The sequence below is a fragment of the Pseudomonas mosselii genome (assembly GCF_003205295.1).
Classification (GTDB): Bacteria; Pseudomonadota; Gammaproteobacteria; order Pseudomonadales; family Pseudomonadaceae; genus Aquipseudomonas; species Aquipseudomonas mosselii_B.
Genome location: NZ_QJRP01000005.1, coordinates 1 through 17755 on the forward strand (window position 1 = coordinate 1; position 17755 = coordinate 17755).

The following is a 17755-nucleotide window of genomic DNA, read 5'->3' on the forward strand; positions in this document are numbered from 1 at the left end:
GAGCGGGGCGGCTTTGGTTACTTTGGCCAAGACCAAAGTAACCCGCCGTAAGGGCGGAAAGGTGAATAAGCGTCGACATCACAAATGAATGCGCATACAACTTCCAAAACCACCCAACAACAACAACAACAACAACAACAACAACAACAACAACAACAACAACAAGGGGCGAACCAGAAGTCAGAACAACCAACCCCAACCCGCCCCCAGTCAAACCCCTGAAATCAATTCAAAGCATCAAGCAAAGCCTGGTTCATCTCCGGCGTCCCAATGGTAATCCGCAGGAACTGCGCAATCCGCTCCTGCTTGAAGTGCCGAACAATCACCCCCTGCTCACGCAACCGCGCCGCGATCCCCGCAGCATCCTCCCCGGGATGCCGGGCAAAGATGAAGTTCGCCGCCGAAGGCAACACCTCGAACCCACGCGCCACCAATTCGGCAACCAGGACCTCTCGGCTGTCGATAACCTTGCGACAGGTCTCATCAAAATACGCACGGTCCTCGAACGCCGCCGCCGCCCCGACAATCGCCATGCGATCCAACGGATACGAGTTGAAGCTGTTCTTGATCCGCTCCAACGCCTCGATCAGATCAGGATGACCAACCGCCAACCCAACCCGAAGCCCCGCCAGCGAACGCGACTTGGACAAGGTCTGGGTCACCAGCAGGTTGTCATAGCGATCGACCAGGCTGATGGCCGTCTCGCCACCGAAATCGATGTAGGCCTCATCGACCACCACCACCGAATCCCGGTTGGCCTGCAGCAGCTGCTCGACTGCCTTGAGCGGCAACAGGCAGCCAGTCGGCGCGTTGGGGTTGGGGAAGATGACCCCGGCATTGGGCTTACTGTAGTCCGAAACCCGGATCTGGAACTGCTCATCCAGCGCCACCTGCTCGAACGCGATACCGTAAAGGCCGCAATACACCGGGTAGAAGCTGTAGCTCACGTCCGGGAACAGCAGCGGCCCACGGTCATGCTGGAACAGGCCGTGGAAGATGTGCGCCAGCACCTCGTCCGAGCCGTTGCCGACGAACACCTGCGCCGGCGTCACGCCGTAATACTCGGCCACCGCCTGCTTGAGCCGGTCACCGTTCGGGTCCGGATACAGCCGCAGGTTATCGTTGAGCTCGCCACGCATGGCTTCCAGCGCCTTGGGCGACGGGCCATAGGGGTTCTCGTTGGTATTCAGCTTGACCAGCCGCGCAAGCTTGGGCTGCTCGCCCGGCACGTAAGGCACCAGGTCCTTGACGAAGGGACTCCAGAATCGACTCATGCTCAGTTCCCCTTCTCGTTGAGGATGCGGTATTCGGCGCTGCGCGCGTGGGCGGTCAGCGATTCGCCCCGGGCCAGCACGGAAGCGGTGTGACCCAGCTCGGACGCGCCCTGCTCGGAGCAGAAGATGATCGACGAACGCTTCTGGAAGTCATACACGCCCAAGGGCGAAGAGAAGCGCGCGGTGCCGGAAGTCGGCAGCACGTGGTTAGGACCGGCGCAGTAGTCGCCCAGCGCCTCGCTGGTGTGGCGGCCCATGAAGATCGCGCCGGCGTGGCGAATCTGCGGCAACCAGGCCTGCGGGTCGGCCACCGACAGTTCCAGGTGCTCGGGAGCGATGCGGTTGGCCACCTCGATGGCCTGCTGCATGTCACGCACCTGGATCAGCGCGCCACGGCCGTTGATCGACTTCTCGATGATCTCGGCACGCTCCATGGTCGGCAGCAGCTTGTCGATGCTGGCGGCCACGCGATCGAGGAACTCGGCGTCCGGACTGACCAGGATGGCCTGGGCGTCTTCGTCGTGCTCGGCCTGGGAGAACAGGTCCATGGCGATCCAGTCCGGATCGGTCTGGCCGTCGCACACCACCAGGATCTCCGAAGGGCCGGCGATCATGTCGATGCCGACCTGGCCGAACACATGGCGCTTGGCAGTGGCCACGTAGATGTTGCCCGGGCCGACGATCTTGTCCACCTGCGGCACGCTTTCGGTGCCGTAGGCCAGGGCCGCGACTGCCTGGGCGCCACCGATGGTGAACACCCGGTCGACACCGGCGATGCAGGCCGCGGCCAGCACCAGCTCGTTGACCTCGCCACGCGGGGTCGGCACGACCATCACCACTTCGGTCACACCGGCTACCTTGGCGGGAATCGCGTTCATCAGCACCGACGACGGGTACGACGCCTTGCCGCCCGGCACGTACAGGCCGGCGCGGTCCAGCGGGGTGACCTTCTGGCCGAGCACGGTGCCGTCAGCCTCGGTGTACTGCCAGGAGTCCTGCTTCTGCCGCTCGTGATAGATACGCACACGGTTGGCGGCTTTCTCCAGGGCTTCGCGCTGCACCGGGGTGATGCGGGTCAGGGCCAGCTCCAGGCGCGCGCGATCGAGGATCAGGTCGTTGATGCCCTTGGCATCGACACCGTCGAAACGCTGGGTGAACTCCACCAACGCCGCATCGCCACGCTCGCGCACGGCCTTGATGATGTCGAGCACGCGCTGGTTGACCGCGTCATCGGACACGCTTTCCCAGCTCAGCAGATGATCCAGATGTCGGGCGAAATCCTGGTCAGCGGCGTTGAGACGGGCAATTGCAGTGGACACGGTCATGGCGAGGGCCTCGTTATTAGCGGATGTTCAGGCGCCCTAAAGCTACCACTCCATCCGCGCGGGCACCTGAGAAAGAAGGCTATGACGCGGATAGACGGGCGCGACAGCAGAGGTCGCGCGCAGAAGTCAGCCGCGGTGTCGCGATTCGACGGCGTTGCGCAGGGTGTCGATCAGACTCTGGATACGGGCGTGCTGCATCTTCATGGAGGCCTTGTTGACCACCAGGCGCGAGCTGATCGTGGCGATCAGTTCCTGGGGCTCGAGGCCATTGGCGCGCAGGGTGTTGCCGGTGTCGACCACGTCGATGATCTTGTCGGCGAGGTTGATCAAAGGCGCCAGCTCCATGGAGCCGTACAGCTTGATGATGTCGACCTGGCGGCCCTGCTCGGCGTAATAGCGCTTGGCTACGTTGACGAACTTGGTGGCCACGCGCAGGCGGCCCTTGGGCTCGGGCGCACCGGTTACGCCGGCGGTCATCAGCTTGCACTGGGCGATCTGCAGGTCCAGGGGCTCGTACAGGCCCTGGCCGCCGTATTCCATCAGCACGTCCTTGCCGGCCACACCGAGGTCGGCGGCACCATGCTCGACATAGGTCGGCACGTCGGTGGCACGCACGATGAGCAGGCGGACATCATCCTGGGTGGTCGGGATGATCAGCTTGCGGCTCTTGTCCGGATTCTCGGTCGGCACGATGCCGGCTTCGGCCAGCAGTGGCAGGGTATCGTCGAGAATACGGCCTTTGGATAGCGCGATGGTCAACATTGGAACGTCGGTCCTTAAGCGTCTACTGCCGGCCGGGCCGTAAAGCCCGACCGCATACGATTCGGCTGGCGCGTCCCTGCGCCGTGATGACTGCTAGCCCGGTACGCGACGGATCTTCGCGCCCAGCATCTGCAGTTTTTCCTCGATGCACTCGTAGCCACGGTCGATGTGGTAGATGCGGTCGATCAGGGTGTCGCCTTCGGCGACCAGCGCCGACAGCACCAGGCTGGCGGAAGCGCGCAGGTCGGTGGCCATTACCGGAGCACCTTTGAGCGCCTTGACCCCGGTGACGATGGCAGTGTTGCCCTCGACCTGGATCTGCGCGCCCATGCGGTGCATCTCGTAGACGTGCATGAAGCGGTTTTCGAAGATGGTCTCGATCACCGCGCCAGTACCTTCGGCGATGGCGTTGAGCGAGATGAACTGCGCCTGCATGTCGGTCGGGAACGCCGGGTACGGGGCGGTACGCAGGTTCACGGCCTTCGGACGCTTGCCGTGCATGTCCAGCTCGATCCAGTCGTCACCGGTGGTGATGTCGGCGCCGGCTTCCTTGAGCTTCTCGAGGACGGCTTCGAGGATGGTCGGATCGGTGTCCTTGACCTTGACGCGGCCACCGGTCACGGCAGCGGCGACCAGATAGGTGCCGGTCTCGATACGGTCGGGCATGACGCGATAGGTGGTCGGCTGCAGACGCTCGACGCCATCGATGGTGATGGTGTCGGTGCCGGCACCCTGGATCTTCGCACCCATGGCGATCAGGAAGTTGGCCAGGTCGACCACCTCCGGCTCGCGGGCAGCGTTTTGCAGCACGCTGCGGCCCTTGGCCAGGGCGGCGGCCATCATGATGTTCTCGGTACCGGTCACGCTGACGGTATCGAAGAAGAAGTGCGCGCCGCGCAGGCCGCCTTCGGGCGCCTTGGCCTTGATGTAACCGCCTTCGACGTCGATCTTCGCACCCATGGCCTCGAGGCCGCGGATGTGCAGGTCGACCGGACGCGAACCGATGGCGCAACCGCCAGGCAGGGCCACTTCGGCCTCACCGAAACGGGCGACCATCGGGCCGAGCACCAGGATCGAGGCGCGCATGGTCTTGACCAGCTCGTAGGGGGCGACCAGGGTCTTGATGGTGCGCGGATCGATTTCCACCGAGAGCTTCTCGTCGATCACCGGCTCAATGCCCATGCGGCCGAACAGCTCGATCATGGTGGTGATGTCGTGCAGGTGCGGCAGGTTGCCGACCGTGACCGGACCATCGCACAGCAGGGTGGCCGAGAGAATCGGCAGCGCCGAGTTCTTCGCGCCGGAAATGCGGATCTCGCCGTCGAGGCGCGGGCCGCCAGTAATAATCAGTTTGTCCATACGTATCTCGCCGCCAAGTTGGCTCAGGTGCGCTCAGCCCAGGCTGCGCTGCTGAAGAATTTCATGGTTACCGCGTGAATGCTGCCGTTGGCGATCCACGGATTGAGGTGAGCATAGATCGCCTGCTGACGCTTGACCGGGCTCTGGCCGGCCAGCTCGTCGCTGATCACGTTCAACTGGAAGTTGCAGCCTTCGCCTTCAACTTCGACCCGGGTTCCCGGCAATTTCTCTTCCAGAAAGCTTTTGACTTCTACGGCCTGCATGCTCAACCTCGATCGGCGCCCAACGCGCGCGGGTCGGCCATCATACAAAAAAGCCCCTCGCCTGCGAAGCCCATGAGAGGGCGCGCTGACCGAGGGGCCTTTCCCGAACGGCAGGGCATCAGCCTGCCAGCACTTCATCAAGGTCATAGACCCCGGCAATTTCCCGCATATCCTCAGGGATACCGCGCAGTTCCCAGGTCTTGCCGGCCGCCTGGGCATCGCGCATGAAGCCCAGCAACAACGACAGGCCGACACTGCTCGACTTCACCACCGCGGTGCAGTCGAGCACCAGGCGCGGCTCGCGGCACGCCGCGACCAGCGCCTTGCCCTGCTTGCGCAGGGCCGGGCCGCTGCGGTAGTCCAGCACGCCGGCCAGGGCGAGAACGCCCGGCTCGGCCATGCTCACGGCGGCGTCGCTCATTTGACTTCCTTATCCGGCGAAGTATCGGCGGTTGCCTTGGCCTTGGCGACTTCGCCGGCCCAGCCGTCGATGGTCTTGTCCAGGTTGTTGCCGTTGCGCTGCATGGCGTCCTGGAACTGGTCGCGGAACAGCTTGCCGATGTTGATGCCATTGACAATGACGTTACGCACCTTCCACTCGCCATCGAGCTTCTGCATGGTGTACTGCACCGGATAGACCGCGCCGTTGGTGCCGGTGATCTTCATGCCGACACTGGTGCGATCGCCGTCCTCGGCCTTGGCCGCGTCGACGGTGATGCCCTGGTTGTTGTACTCCAGCAGGGCGTTGCCATAGAACTGCATCAGGCTGCGCTTGAAGTTCTCCTGGAAGCGCTGCATCTGCTCGGGCGTTGCCTTGCGCGAATACTTGACGGTCATGATGCTCTTGGAGATGCCGTCGGCATCGACCACCGGGCCAAGGTTGCTGTTAAGCGCGTTGTAGAACGCCTCGGGGTTGGCCTTGTACTGCTCCTTGTTGGCCTTCAGGTCGCTGAGCAGTTGCGTGGTGGTGCCCTGGATCACGTCACGGGCGGATTGCCCCGGCGCCGCCAGGGCCAGCAGAGGGAAGGCCGCCAGCAGAACCAGCAGGCCACGTCGCAGGATCGAAATCATGGAAACTCCTTAATTAGCCGGTTGCGCTTCTTTCGGTTCCTTGCCCACCGAGTTGAGCAGGAACTTGCCGATCAGGTCTTCCAGCACCAGCGCCGACTGGGTGTCGTGGATGGTGCTGCCGTCCTTGAGTACCGCGTCCTCGCCGCCCACGCTGATGCCGATGTACTTCTCGCCCAAGAGGCCTGCGGTCAGGATCGAGGCAGTGGAGTCGGTCGGCAGGTTGTCGACATGCTTGTCCAGCTGCAACGTGACCCGACCGGTGTAGGAATCGCGGTCCAGATCGATGGCCGTGACCTTGCCGATGGTCACACCGGCCATAGTCACTTTAGCTCTGACCGTCAAACCGGCGATATTGTCGAAGTACGCATAAACTTTGTACGTGTCGCTGCTCGGGCTGGCCGACAGCCCGCTGACACGCAGGGCCAGCAGCAGCAGCGCCAGGATCCCGGCCAGGAGGAACAGGCCGACACCGATTTCCAGGGTGCGGTTTTGCATCAGAAATCTCCAAACATCAAGGCGGTCAGAATAAAGTCCAGACCCAGGACTGCCAACGAGGCATAGACCACGGTCTTGGTGGTGGCACGGCTGATCCCTTCTGAAGTGGGCTCACAGTCATACCCCTGGAATACGGCGATCCAGGTGACGACGAAGGCGAACACCAGGCTCTTGATCAGCCCGTTGATCACGTCGTCGCTGAACGAAACGCTGTTCTGCATGTTGGCCCAGAACGAACCCTCATAGACGCCCAGCCAATCCACGGCGACCCAAGAGCCACCCCAGATGCCGACCACGCTGAAGATCAGCGCCAGCAGCGGCAGCGAGATGAAGCCGGCCCACAGGCGCGGAGCGACGATGTACTTGAGCGGGTCGACGCCGATCATCTCCAGGCTCGACAGCTGCTCGGTGGACTTCATGTTGCCGATCTCGGCGGTCAGCGCGGAGCCCGCGCGGCCGGCGAACAGCAAGCCGGTGACCACCGGCCCCAGCTCGCGCAGCAGGGTCAGGGCGACCATCTGCCCCACGGCCTGCTCCGAGCCGTACCTGGCGAGGATGCTGTAGCCCTGCAGGGCCAGCACCATGCCGATGAACACACCGGACACGACGATGATCGCCAGCGACAGCACGCCCACCGAATACAGTTGCTTGACCAGCAACTGGAAGCCACCAATGCCGCTGCGCCCGCCGAGCGAATGGCCGAGGAACAGGCACGAGCGTCCCAGTACGGCCAGCACATCGATGGCCGAACGGCCGAACAGACGGATACGTTCGAGTAAGGATTTTCTGCGCATCAACGCGTCCCCAGCAGATCGGCGCGGTAGTCAGGCGCAGGGAAGTGGAAGGGTACCGGGCCGTCAGGGTCGCCTTTCATGAACTGGCGGATGCGCGGATTGTCCGAGCCCATCAGTTCATCCGGCGTGCCCTGCCCCAGCACCTGGCCGTCGCCGACCACATAGATGTAGTCGGCGATGCTCGCGGTTTCAGCAAGGTCGTGGGAGACCACGATGCTGGTGATGCCCAGGGCATCATTGAGCAGGCGGATCAAGCGGACCAGCACGCCCATGGCGATCGGGTCCTGGCCGACGAACGGTTCGTCGTACATGAGGATCTGCGGGTCGAGGGCGATCGCCCGGGCCAGTGCCACGCGGCGCTTCATGCCGCCGGACAGCTCGTCGGGCATCAGGTCGATGGCACCGCGCAGGCCCACGGCCTGCAGTTTCATCAGCACGATGTCACGGATCATCTCGTCCGACAGCTGCGTATGCACCCGCAGCGGGAAGGCCACGTTCTCGAACACATCCAGGTCGGTGAACAGCGCGCCGCTCTGGAACAGCACGCCCATCTGCTTGCGCGCGTCGAACAGGTCGCTGCGCGACAACGCGGGCAGGTTCTGCCCGTTGACCCAGACCTCGCCACCGGACGGGCGCAACTGCGCGCCCATCAGGCGCAGCAAGGTGGTCTTGCCGCACCCCGAAGGCCCCATGATGCCGGTGACCTTGCCGCGGGGAATGCGTATGTCCACATTGCTGAAAATGCTGCGCGAACCGCGCTTGAAGGTGACGCCCTTCAACTCGACCGCGTAGGCGCTATCCACACTCATCTAGACTCCTTGCTAGTGCAGCCTCGTCATGTGGACGCCTGCCTTCATCTTGAAGGCACACAGGTCCCCTGCGGGCCGAATAGCGGCGAACTATAGCACCGCTGATAGGCCCGCCCCAAGGGCGTCCCCGCACTCGTTCAGGGCACAGACAGGCAGGCTCGGCATCCATATGACATTCGAAGGATGAGCCTTTCACACATTACGGCTATAATCGCCGCCTTTTCATCAGGCATTGCGTTTCGACATGACCCAATCCAGCGAGCTGATCCAATCCGCCCAGCGCACCCTGCGCCTCGAACTCGAGGCCGTGGAAGCCCTGCTGGCCCGCATCGACGGTGACTTCGTCAAGGCCTGCGAGCTGATCCTGGCCAGCAAGGGACGGGTCGTGGTGGTGGGCATGGGCAAGTCGGGGCACATCGGCAACAAGATCGCCGCCACCCTGGCCAGCACCGGCACCCCGGCGTTCTTCGTGCACCCGGCCGAGGCCAGTCACGGCGACATGGGCATGATCACCCGGGACGATGTCATTCTTGCCCTGTCCAACTCCGGCAGCACTGCCGAGATCGTCACCCTGCTGCCGCTGATCAAGCGCCTGGGCATCCAGCTGATCAGCCTCACCGGCAAGCCCGACTCGCCCCTGGCCCAGGCCGCCGAGGTCAACCTCGACGCCAGCGTCGCCCAGGAAGCCTGTCCGCTCAACCTGGCGCCGACCTCCTCCACCACTGCCGCCCTGGCGTTGGGCGACGCCCTGGCTATCGCCCTGCTGGAGGCCCGCGGCTTCACCGCCGAGGATTTCGCCTTCTCCCACCCCGGTGGCGCACTGGGCCGCCGCCTGTTGCTCAAGGTCGAGAACGTCATGCATGCCGGCGAAGAACTTCCGGTGGTCAAGAGCGGCACCCTGCTCAAGGACGCGCTGCTTGAAATGTCTCGCAAAGGTCTGGGCATGACCGTGGTCCTGGGTGACGACGGCAAGCTTGCCGGCGTATTCACCGACGGCGACCTGCGCCGCAGCCTGGACCGCAACATCGACGTGCACAAGACCCTCATCGACGAGGTCATGACCGTGCACGGCAAGACCGCCCGCGCCGAGATGCTCGCCGCCGAGGCACTGAAGATCATGGAAGACCACAAGATCAGCGCACTGGTGGTCGTCGATCAGGAAGACCGCCCGACCGGCGCCCTGAACATGCACGACCTGCTGCGCGCCGGAGTGATGTAAATGAACCAGGACCTGATGCAACGCGCCAAGGCCATCAAGCTGGCGGTATTCGACGTCGATGGCGTGCTCACCGACGGCCGCCTGTATTTCCTCGAGGATGGCAGCGAGTTCAAGACCTTCAACACCCTCGACGGCCACGGCATCAAGATGCTCATGGCCTCGGGCGTGACCACCGCGATCATCAGCGGGCGCAAGACGCCGGTGGTCGAGCGCCGGGCGAAGAACCTCGGTATCCCGCACCTGTTCCAGGGCCGCGAGGACAAACTGGTGGTGCTGGACGGCCTGCTCGCCGAACTCAATCTAAGCTATGAACAGGTCGCCTACCTCGGCGACGACCTGCCCGACCTGCCAGTGATCCGCCGCGTCGGCCTGGGCATGGCGGTGCACAGCGCCGCGGCATTCGTTCGCCAGCACGCCCACGGCGTCACCCAGGCACGCGGCGGCGAAGGCGCCGCCCGCGAGTTCTGCGAACTGATCATGCAGGCCCAGGGCACCCTGGACGCTGCCAACGCCCATTACCTGTAAGGCTGCCCATGCTCAGCAAGAAGATCAGAAATGTCGCGCTGCTAGGCGGGATCGCCGCCGTACTGGTTGCGGTAGGCTACTGGAACATCAGCCCGGAGAGTTTCCTCGACCAGCCGCAGGCCCAGGTCGACCAGAGCGCCATCGACTACTACGCGATCAACGCCCACAGCGTGCAGTTCCTGCCCGACGGCAAGCTGCAGTATGAAATGACCGCCGCCAAGGTCGAGCACCTCAAGACCAGCGAAGTCACCCTGGTGACCACGCCCGACCTGCACATGTACCGCGGCACCGCCTACCCTTGGCACGTGCAGAGCAAGCGCGCCGAGGTCAATCCGGACGGCACAGAGGTCGAACTGATCGACGATGTGCGCGTGGCGCGCACCGACGAGAAGCAACGTGAAACCATCATCACCAGCACACGCATGACCGTGTTCCCGCAGAAGCAATATGCGCAGACCGAGCAAGCCGTTAGAATCGACGGCGCCGGTGGCACGACTACGGGCAAAGGAATGAAAGCGTATTTGAAAGAAGGCAGGATGGACCTGCTCTCTAACGTAAGAGGACAGTATGAGGCTCGTTAAAACCATCCCCCTTCTGCTCAGCCTGGGCGTAGCACTGGGAAGCGCGAGCGCCTTCGCCCTGCCGAACGACCGTGACCAGCCGATCCGCATCCAGGCGGACAACGCCCACCTGGACGACAAGCAGGGCGTTGCCACCTACACCGGCGATGTGATCATCACCCAGGGCTCGATGATGATCAAAGGCAACACCGTGACCATGACCCGCGCCGCCTCCGGCGACATCGACGTGGTCACCTCGGTGGGCAACCTGGCCTACTTCGAGCAGCAGCAGAGCGCCGCCAAGCCCGACAAGATGAAAGGCTGGGCCGTGACCATCCAGTACCAGGCGCAGAAAGACATGGTGATCCTCACCGACCGCGCCAAGGTCGAGAACGAAGGCAACACCACCGAAGGCGAGAAGATCGTCTACAACACCAAGACCCAGGTGGCTACCGCCGGTCGCGGTGGCAACGTGACTGCACCACGTCAGCGCATCGACATGGTCATTCAACCGAAGAAAAAGGCCGAGTAAATGGCAACCCTCAAAGCCCAGCACCTGGCCAAGAGCTACAAGGGCAGGCAGGTCGTTCGCGACGTCAGCCTGTCCATCGACAGCGGCCAGATCGTCGGCCTGCTCGGCCCCAACGGCGCCGGCAAGACCACCTGTTTCTACATGATCGTCGGCCTGGTCCAGGCCGACCAGGGTCGCGTGCTGATCGACAGCCTCGACGTCAGCCACCAGCCCATGCATGGGCGCGCCCAGGCCGGTATTGGCTACCTGCCGCAGGAAGCCTCGATCTTCCGCAAGCTGTCGGTGGCCGACAACATCATGGCCATCCTCGAGACCCGCAAGGACCTCGACCGCGATGGCCGGCGCAAGGAACTGGAAAGCCTGCTTCAGGAGTTCCACATCAGCCACATCCGCGACAACCTCGGCATGAGCCTCTCCGGTGGCGAACGCCGCCGCGTCGAGATCGCCCGCGCCCTGGCCACCGCGCCCAAGTTCATCCTGCTGGACGAACCCTTTGCCGGTGTCGACCCGATCTCCGTCGGCGACATCAAGCAGATCATCCACCACCTCAAGAACAAGGGCATCGGCGTACTGATCACCGATCACAACGTTCGCGAGACCCTGGACATCTGCGAGACCGCCTACATCGTCAACGATGGCCAACTGATCGCCGAAGGCGACGCAGAGACCATCCTGGCAAACCAGCTGGTCAAGGAAGTGTACCTGGGGCACGAGTTCCGACTCTGACCCCGGCCTGCCCGGAGCACTGGCGCAGGCGCCTGTTCGAGGCTTTAGTTGTTACAGTGCTCTAGGCAAACGCTGCAATTTCAGGCATACAACTTGCTTAAAATCGGCGCCCAGGCGCCCTCCGTGTAGTGGATGGCGCATGCGCGCCGGCAACAAGGTATCAAGCCCCAGCCATGAAACCATCGCTCGTCCTAAAAATGGGCCAGCAACTGACGATGACCCCGCAGTTGCAACAGGCCATCCGTCTGCTTCAGCTCTCCACCCTGGACCTCCAGCAGGAAATCCAGGAAGCGCTGGAGTCCAATCCGATGCTCGAACGTCAGGAAGACGGCGAGGACTTCGACAACAGCGACCCGATGGCGGACAACGCCGAGAACAAGCCGGCCGCCGAAGCCCAGGACAACAGCTTCCAGGAAACCAGCACCAGCAGCACCGCGGAAAACCTCGAAGACGGCGAATGGGCCGAGCGCATCCCCAACGAGTTGCCGGTCGACACCGCCTGGGAAGACATCTACCAGACCAGCGCCAGCAGCCTGCCGAGCAACGATGACGACGAGTGGGACTTCACCACGCGCACGTCGGTTGGCGAGAGCCTGCAAAGCCACCTGCTGTGGCAGCTCAACCTGGCGCCGATGTCAGACACCGACCGCCTGATCGCCGTCACCCTGATCGACAGCATCAACGGCCAGGGCTACCTGGAAGACACCCTCGAGGAGATCTGCGCGGGCTTCGACCCGGAGCTCGACATCGAACTGGACGAAGTCGAGGCCGTGCTGCACCGCATCCAGCAGTTCGAGCCCGCCGGCATCGGCGCCCGTTCCCTGGGCGAATGCCTGCTGCTGCAACTACGCCAGCTGCCGGCCTCGACACCATGGATGAGCGAGGCCCAGCGCCTGGTCACCGATTTCATCGACCTGCTCGGCAGCCGCGACTACAGCCAGCTGATGCGCCGCATGAAACTCAAGGAAGACGAACTGCGCCAGGTCATCGAACTGGTGCAGACGCTAAACCCACGTCCCGGCTCGCAGATCGAGTCCAGCGAGCCCGAGTACGTCGTGCCCGACGTCATCGTGCGCAAGGACAGCGAGCGCTGGCTGGTCGAGCTCAACCAGGAAGCGGTTCCGCGCCTGCGGGTCAACCCGCAGTACGCAGGCTTCGTCCGCCGCGCCGACACCAGCGCCGACAACACCTTCATGCGCAACCAGCTGCAGGAAGCGCGCTGGTTCATCAAGAGCCTGCAGAGCCGCAACGAGACGCTGATGAAGGTGGCGACGCAGATCGTCGAGCACCAGCGCGGCTTCCTCGACCACGGCGACGAGGCCATGAAGCCACTGGTACTGCACGACATTGCCGAAGCGGTGGGCATGCACGAGTCGACCATTTCCCGGGTGACCACGCAGAAATACATGCACACCCCGCGCGGCATCTACGAACTGAAATACTTTTTCTCCAGCCACGTGAGCACCGCCGAAGGCGGCGAATGCTCGTCCACGGCGATCCGCGCGATCATCAAGAAACTGGTGGCGGCGGAAAATCAGAAAAAGCCATTGAGTGACAGCAAGATCGCTGGTTTACTGGAGGCACAAGGCATCCAGGTAGCCCGTCGCACCGTCGCCAAGTACCGCGAATCGTTGGGCATCGCCCCGTCGAGTGAGCGCAAGCGACTGATGTAGCCCCCGGATGTGCCACAGCGTTTCAGTGGCAGGTGCAATACCTGCCTCTTTATGCACGGGCAACAAAGGAGAAGCTGTATGCAAGTCAACATCAGTGGACAGCATGTAGAAGTCACCCAACCACTGCGCGATTACGTGCTCGAGAAGCTCGCCCGCGTGGAGGGTCATTTCGACAAGATCACCAATGCGACGGTGATCATGAAGGTCGAGAAGCTGCAGCAGAAGGTGGAAGCCACACTCCAGATTCCCGGTGGTGAAGTCGTCGCCAACGCCGAACATCAAGACATGTACGCGGCGATCGACGCCCTGGCAGACAAACTTGATCGCCAACTGAAAAAACACAAGGAAAAACAGCAAAGCCTGCTGCAAGGCGCAGCCGCCCGCTGATCCCCATCATCCATGATCCGACTTGAAACCATCCTGACCCCCGGCCGTTCCCTCGTGAACGTGCCGGGCGGCAGCAAGAAGCGCGCCCTGGAAAAGGTCGCCAACCTGATCGCCGAGCAAGTACCCGAGCTGGAGATGCAAGACGTCTTCGACAAGCTCATAGCTCGCGAAAAACTGGGCTCCACCGGATTTGGCAATGGCATCGCCATTCCCCACTGCCGGCTTGTGGGCTGCACCGCGCCAGTGAGCGCCCTGCTGCACCTGGATGCCCCCATCGATTACGATGCCATCGATGGCGCCCCGGTCGACCTGCTGTTCGTCCTGCTGGTCCCGGAAGCCGCCACCGATGCCCACCTTGAACTGCTGCGCCAGATCGCCAGCATGCTCGATCGCAAGGAGGTCCGCGATCGCCTGCGTGCCGCCGACAGCAGCGATGCCCTTTACCAGGTCGTCCTGGACGTACAGAACGAGCACTGAACATGCGCCTGATCATCGTCAGCGGCCGCTCCGGCTCCGGTAAGAGCACCGCCCTCGACGTGCTGGAAGACAACGGCTACTACTGCATCGACAACCTGCCCGCCGGGTTGTTGCCGCAGTTGGCGGAAAACGCGCTGATCAACACAGAGCTGCTGCAACCGAAGGTGGCGGTCTCCATCGATGCGCGCAACCTGCCCAGCCACCTGTCGCGCTTCCCCGAGCTACTGGAGGAAGCCCGTTCACGGCATATCCAGTGCGACGTGCTGTATCTGGACGCCGACGAAGACACCCTGCTCAAGCGCTTTTCGGAAACCCGCCGGCGCCACCCGCTGACCAACGACAGCCGCTCGCTGGCCGAGGCAATCCGCGTGGAAAGCGAGCTGCTCGGACCGATCGCCGACCTCGCCGACCTGAAGATCGACACCACCAACCTTAACCTCTACCAACTGCGCGATTCGATCAAGCTGCGCCTGCTAAACCAGCCCGAGCCAGGCACCGCCTTCCTGGTCGAGTCGTTCGGTTTCAAGCGTGGCATGCCGGTTGACGCTGACGTGGTGTTCGATGTGCGCTGCCTGCCCAACCCGTACTGGAAGCCGGAACTTCGCGAGCATTCTGGCCTCGAACAGCCGGTGATCGACTACCTGGCCGCCCAGCCGGACGTCGAGGAAATGTTCCAGGACATCTCCGGCTATCTGCTCAAGTGGCTGCCGCGCTTCGCCGCCAGCAACCGCGCCTATGTCACCATCGCCATCGGCTGTACCGGCGGCCACCACCGCTCGGTGTACATCACCGAACGGCTTGGCCAACTGCTCCAGCAATCCCTGAAAAACGTCCAGGTCCGCCACCGCGACCTCTAGCCCACAGGATCCGCCCCACGATGCCCGCCCGCGAAATCACCATCATCAACAAGCTGGGCCTGCATGCGCGGGCGGCCGCCAAGTTCGTCGGCGTGGCCGGTCGCTTTCCCTGCCAGGTACGGGTCGGCCGCGCGCCGGACAAGCTGGTGGACGGCAAGAGCATCATGGCGGTGATGATGCTCGCCGCCGGCAAGGGCACGCCGGTGCACCTGCACACCGAGGGCGAGCAGGACGATGAAGCAATGAAGGCGCTGGTCGCGTTGATCGAGAACTTCTTCGACGAAGGCGAGTAGCGCTTCCCCCTTCCGCAACATCCTCTTCCAATTGACCGGATGCAGCTTCGCCAGATTGCATTTATACCTATATAGGTATAAATTCAGCAGGTGATTTCATGGAATCGGACAGGCAACCCAAGCCGCTTTACTGGGTCGCAAGCAGCAAAAAGGATCTGCTGTGCCTCCCCGAAGACGTCCAGCAAACCGTCGGCTTTGCTCTGCATCTGGCTCAGACGGGAGGCAGGCACCTACAGACGAAAGTCCTCAGAGGATTTTCAGGCACTGGCGTGCTCGAGGTCGTGGAGGACCATGACGGCAACACCTATCGCGCGGTCTATACCGTACGTCTTGGCGCTGCGGTGTATGTCTTGCATTGCTTCCAGAAGAAGTCCAAGGCGGGCATCAGGACGCCCGAAACGGACATTGCCCTGGTGCGCAAGCGATTGAGGCTTGCACAGGCCCACTCAGAAGGAATCCAGACATGAGCGAAATCGAACAAGGCAGCGGCAATGTCTACGCAGACCTCAACTACCCGGATGCGGACGAGATGCTGGTCAAGGCACGCCTGGCGGGCAAGATCTGCAGCATCATCAAGGCCCGTCACCTGACCCAGATGCAAGCCGCGCAGATCCTTGGCCTGCCTCAACCAAAAGTCTCGGAAATGATTCGCGGCAAATTCCGTGGCATCAGTGAAAGCAAGATGATCGACTGCCTGGCACGCCTTGGCCGAGACGTGCAGATCGTGGTCAAGGCCGCGCCGCGCTCACGGCCTCAAGGGCGGGTAGAAGTCATCTTCGCCTGAGCAACGCTCAAAGCAAGCTTAACGAGAAGGTCGACCCACCCTCCTGCCCTTTTCACGACATCGCCGTGTCCATCACCATCATCAGGCAGAACCCGACACACAGCCCCAGGCTCGCCAGGCGGTGATGCCCGTTGCTGCGCGATTCGGGAATGATCTCCTGGGTCACCACCAGCAGCATCGCACCCGCCGCACAGGCCAAGCCCAGCGGTAGCAACAGTTCGGCGATGTTCACCAGCCAGGCGCAGATCACCGCGGCCAGCGGTTCGACCAGCCCGGACGCCGCGCCGATCAGGAACGCCTTGAACCGCGGCATGCCCGCCCCAGCCAGCACCAGGGCGATCACCAGGCCCTCCGGCACATCCTGCAGCGCGATGCCCATGGCCAGGCTGTCTGCATCGGGCATACCACCGCCGGCGGACACGCCGATGGCCATCCCTTCGGGTATGTTGTGGGCTATGATGGCGATGACAAACAACCAGATCCTCGCCGCAATCACCGGTTGCTGATCGCTGCCGACCAGAGCCTCCGGCGAAGCGCCGGAGACCTTGAGGTCGACCAGGAACAGGCACAGCGCGCCGAACAGCAGTCCGATGCTGATCAAACCACCGGCGCCCCATGGACTGAAACCGATGGATTGGGCCGCGTCCAGCCCGGGAATGATCAGTGAGAACGCAGTGGCCGCCAGCATCACACCGGCGCCGAAGCCGAGCAAGGTGTCGGCCACGGCAACTGGCATGTTGCGGATGACCAGCACCGGTACCGCGCCCAACGCTGTCCCCAGCGCGCACAATGCACCGCCCTCCAGGGCACGCAACATGCGCGGTTCCAGATCCAGCCAGGCGATGCCCCGCGCCACCAGCAACGCGGTGCCGACCAGCAACAGCAAGGTCCCAAGCGCCAGGCGGAACAGGCGCACACTGCTGACAGACATCACCTCGGAGCGCATACCGGTCAGACTCGTTTCAGGGCTTCAAGGTAGCGACGCTCCACTTCGGCCCAGTCGACCACGTTGTAGAAGGCGCCAATGTATTCCGGACGACGGTTCTGGTACTTCAGGTAGTAGGCGTGCTCCCACACGTCCAGACCAAGGATCGGCGTGTTGCCGTGCATCAGCGGGCTGTCCTGGTTGCCGCTGCTCTCCACCACCAGGGTGTTCTGCGGGGTCACGCTCAACCAGGCCCAGCCGCTGCCGAAGCGGGTCAGCGCGGCCTTGGTGAAGGCCTCCTTGAACGCCTCGAAGCCACCGAGCTGCGCATCGATGGCCTTGGCCACCTGCCCCGCCGGCTGGCCACCGCCCTGGGGCGACATGACGGTCCAGAACAGGGTGTGGTTGGCATGCCCGCCACCCTGGTTGATTACTGCGCCCTGCAGCTTCTCGGGCAGTTGCTTGACCGCGCCCACCAGTTGTTCCACCGGCCATTCGGCCCACTCGGTGCCCTCGATGGCAGCGTTGAGGTTGTTGATGTAGGTCTGGTGATGCTTGCTGTGGTGGATCTCCATGGTCTGGGTGTCGATGTGCGGCTCCAGCGCATCGTAGGCATAGGGCAACGCAGGCAAGGTATGCGGCATG

At 63.0% G+C, this 17755-nt stretch carries 25 protein-coding genes; 12 read left to right on the forward strand and 13 right to left on the reverse strand.

What is annotated here, in order from left to right:
* The 11 genes from DMX06_RS26460 to DMX06_RS06295 form a co-directional block, all read right to left on the reverse strand.
* The coding region (locus tag DMX06_RS26460; protein ID WP_220037405.1) for a hypothetical protein at positions 1-193 on the reverse strand (193 nt) is incomplete at its 3' end.
* Between the two features lie 31 nt (positions 194-224).
* Complete coding sequence (gene hisC, locus DMX06_RS06250) at positions 225-1274, reverse strand: histidinol-phosphate transaminase (RefSeq protein WP_110735639.1); 1050 nt, start codon at positions 1272-1274, stop codon at positions 225-227.
* Positions 1275-1276: 2 nt separating this feature from the next.
* Positions 1277-2599, reverse strand: a complete 1323-nt coding sequence (hisD, locus tag DMX06_RS06255) for a histidinol dehydrogenase (RefSeq protein ID WP_110735641.1) — start codon at positions 2597-2599, stop codon at positions 1277-1279.
* Between the two features lie 126 nt (positions 2600-2725).
* Positions 2726-3361 (reverse strand): ATP phosphoribosyltransferase, encoded by a 636-nt coding sequence (hisG, locus tag DMX06_RS06260; RefSeq protein ID WP_011532429.1) that lies wholly within the window; start codon positions 3359-3361, stop codon positions 2726-2728.
* Between the two features lie 93 nt (positions 3362-3454).
* Entirely contained in the window at positions 3455-4720 is a 1266-nt protein-coding gene (gene murA, locus DMX06_RS06265) for a UDP-N-acetylglucosamine 1-carboxyvinyltransferase (protein ID WP_110735643.1), read from the reverse strand.
* Between the two features lie 23 nt (positions 4721-4743).
* A complete protein-coding gene (locus DMX06_RS06270; RefSeq protein WP_028689666.1) occupies positions 4744-4983 on the reverse strand; it encodes a BolA family protein in 240 nt (79 codons plus the stop codon).
* Positions 4984-5101: 118 nt separating this feature from the next.
* Positions 5102-5404 carry an STAS domain-containing protein gene (locus DMX06_RS06275; protein WP_110735646.1) on the reverse strand — a complete coding sequence of 101 codons (303 nt, stop codon included), beginning with the start codon at positions 5402-5404 and terminating at the stop codon, positions 5102-5104.
* Positions 5401-6054 carry an MlaC/ttg2D family ABC transporter substrate-binding protein gene (locus DMX06_RS06280; RefSeq protein ID WP_110735648.1) on the reverse strand — a complete coding sequence of 218 codons (654 nt, stop codon included), beginning with the start codon at positions 6052-6054 and terminating at the stop codon, positions 5401-5403. The genes DMX06_RS06275 and DMX06_RS06280 overlap by 4 nt, the downstream gene beginning before the upstream one ends.
* 9 nt (positions 6055-6063) lie before the next feature.
* Positions 6064-6549, reverse strand: coding sequence for an outer membrane lipid asymmetry maintenance protein MlaD (gene mlaD / locus DMX06_RS06285; protein ID WP_028689663.1), 486 nt, complete (start codon positions 6547-6549; stop codon positions 6064-6066).
* A complete protein-coding gene (gene mlaE / locus DMX06_RS06290) occupies positions 6549-7343 on the reverse strand; it encodes a lipid asymmetry maintenance ABC transporter permease subunit MlaE (RefSeq protein WP_110735650.1) in 795 nt (264 codons plus the stop codon). Before mlaE ends, mlaD begins: the two co-directional genes overlap by 1 nt.
* Positions 7343-8152, reverse strand: coding sequence for an ATP-binding cassette domain-containing protein (locus DMX06_RS06295; protein WP_028689661.1), 810 nt, complete (start codon positions 8150-8152; stop codon positions 7343-7345). Before DMX06_RS06295 ends, mlaE begins: the two co-directional genes overlap by 1 nt.
* 244 nt (positions 8153-8396) lie before the next feature.
* Here DMX06_RS06295 and DMX06_RS06300 point away from each other — a divergent pair, with 244 nt between their 5' ends.
* The 12 genes from DMX06_RS06300 (at position 8397) to DMX06_RS06355 (ending at position 16185) form a co-directional block, all read left to right on the forward strand.
* Positions 8397-9371 (forward strand): KpsF/GutQ family sugar-phosphate isomerase, encoded by a 975-nt coding sequence (locus DMX06_RS06300; RefSeq protein ID WP_110735652.1) that lies wholly within the window; start codon positions 8397-8399, stop codon positions 9369-9371.
* Positions 9372-9896, forward strand: a complete 525-nt coding sequence (locus DMX06_RS06305; RefSeq protein ID WP_110735654.1) for a KdsC family phosphatase — start codon at positions 9372-9374, stop codon at positions 9894-9896.
* An 8-nt stretch (positions 9897-9904) separates the two neighbouring features.
* Complete coding sequence (gene lptC, locus DMX06_RS06310) at positions 9905-10477, forward strand: LPS export ABC transporter periplasmic protein LptC (protein WP_110735656.1); 573 nt, start codon at positions 9905-9907, stop codon at positions 10475-10477.
* Complete coding sequence (gene lptA, locus DMX06_RS06315; protein WP_011532418.1) at positions 10464-10988, forward strand: lipopolysaccharide transport periplasmic protein LptA; 525 nt, start codon at positions 10464-10466, stop codon at positions 10986-10988. The genes lptC and lptA overlap by 14 nt, the downstream gene beginning before the upstream one ends.
* On the forward strand, positions 10989-11714 hold the full coding sequence (gene lptB, locus DMX06_RS06320; protein ID WP_011532417.1) for an LPS export ABC transporter ATP-binding protein: 726 nt from the start codon (positions 10989-10991) through the stop codon (positions 11712-11714).
* A 173-nt stretch (positions 11715-11887) separates the two neighbouring features.
* The gene (locus DMX06_RS06325; RefSeq protein ID WP_110735658.1) at positions 11888-13387 is read left to right on the forward strand and encodes an RNA polymerase factor sigma-54; all 1500 of its coding nucleotides are present in this window, start codon (positions 11888-11890) and stop codon (positions 13385-13387) included.
* A 78-nt stretch (positions 13388-13465) separates the two neighbouring features.
* The gene (hpf, locus tag DMX06_RS06330) at positions 13466-13774 is read left to right on the forward strand and encodes a ribosome hibernation-promoting factor, HPF/YfiA family (RefSeq protein WP_011532415.1); all 309 of its coding nucleotides are present in this window, start codon (positions 13466-13468) and stop codon (positions 13772-13774) included.
* A gap of 12 nt (positions 13775-13786) precedes the next feature.
* The gene (gene ptsN / locus DMX06_RS06335) at positions 13787-14251 is read left to right on the forward strand and encodes a PTS IIA-like nitrogen regulatory protein PtsN (RefSeq protein WP_110735660.1); all 465 of its coding nucleotides are present in this window, start codon (positions 13787-13789) and stop codon (positions 14249-14251) included.
* 2 nt (positions 14252-14253) lie between these two features.
* Positions 14254-15108: an RNase adapter RapZ gene (gene rapZ, locus DMX06_RS06340; RefSeq protein ID WP_110735662.1), complete on the forward strand. Its 855-nt coding sequence runs from the start codon at positions 14254-14256 to the stop codon at positions 15106-15108.
* 20 nt (positions 15109-15128) lie between these two features.
* Positions 15129-15401 (forward strand): HPr family phosphocarrier protein, encoded by a 273-nt coding sequence (locus DMX06_RS06345; RefSeq protein ID WP_110735664.1) that lies wholly within the window; start codon positions 15129-15131, stop codon positions 15399-15401.
* Between the two features lie 98 nt (positions 15402-15499).
* Positions 15500-15868: a type II toxin-antitoxin system RelE/ParE family toxin gene (locus tag DMX06_RS06350; protein ID WP_110735666.1), complete on the forward strand. Its 369-nt coding sequence runs from the start codon at positions 15500-15502 to the stop codon at positions 15866-15868.
* Complete coding sequence (locus tag DMX06_RS06355) at positions 15865-16185, forward strand: helix-turn-helix domain-containing protein (protein ID WP_110735669.1); 321 nt, start codon at positions 15865-15867, stop codon at positions 16183-16185. The genes DMX06_RS06350 and DMX06_RS06355 overlap by 4 nt, the downstream gene beginning before the upstream one ends.
* Positions 16186-16237: 52 nt before the next feature.
* On the opposite strand, the gene DMX06_RS06360 is transcribed toward DMX06_RS06355, so the two are convergent.
* Both DMX06_RS06360 and DMX06_RS06365 read right to left on the reverse strand, forming a co-directional pair.
* Positions 16238-17131 (reverse strand): ZIP family metal transporter, encoded by an 894-nt coding sequence (locus DMX06_RS06360; protein ID WP_110735671.1) that lies wholly within the window; start codon positions 17129-17131, stop codon positions 16238-16240.
* 5 nt (positions 17132-17136) lie between these two features.
* Positions 17137-17754, reverse strand: a complete 618-nt coding sequence (locus tag DMX06_RS06365; protein WP_110735673.1) for a superoxide dismutase — start codon at positions 17752-17754, stop codon at positions 17137-17139.
* Position 17755 lies beyond the last annotated feature (1 nt).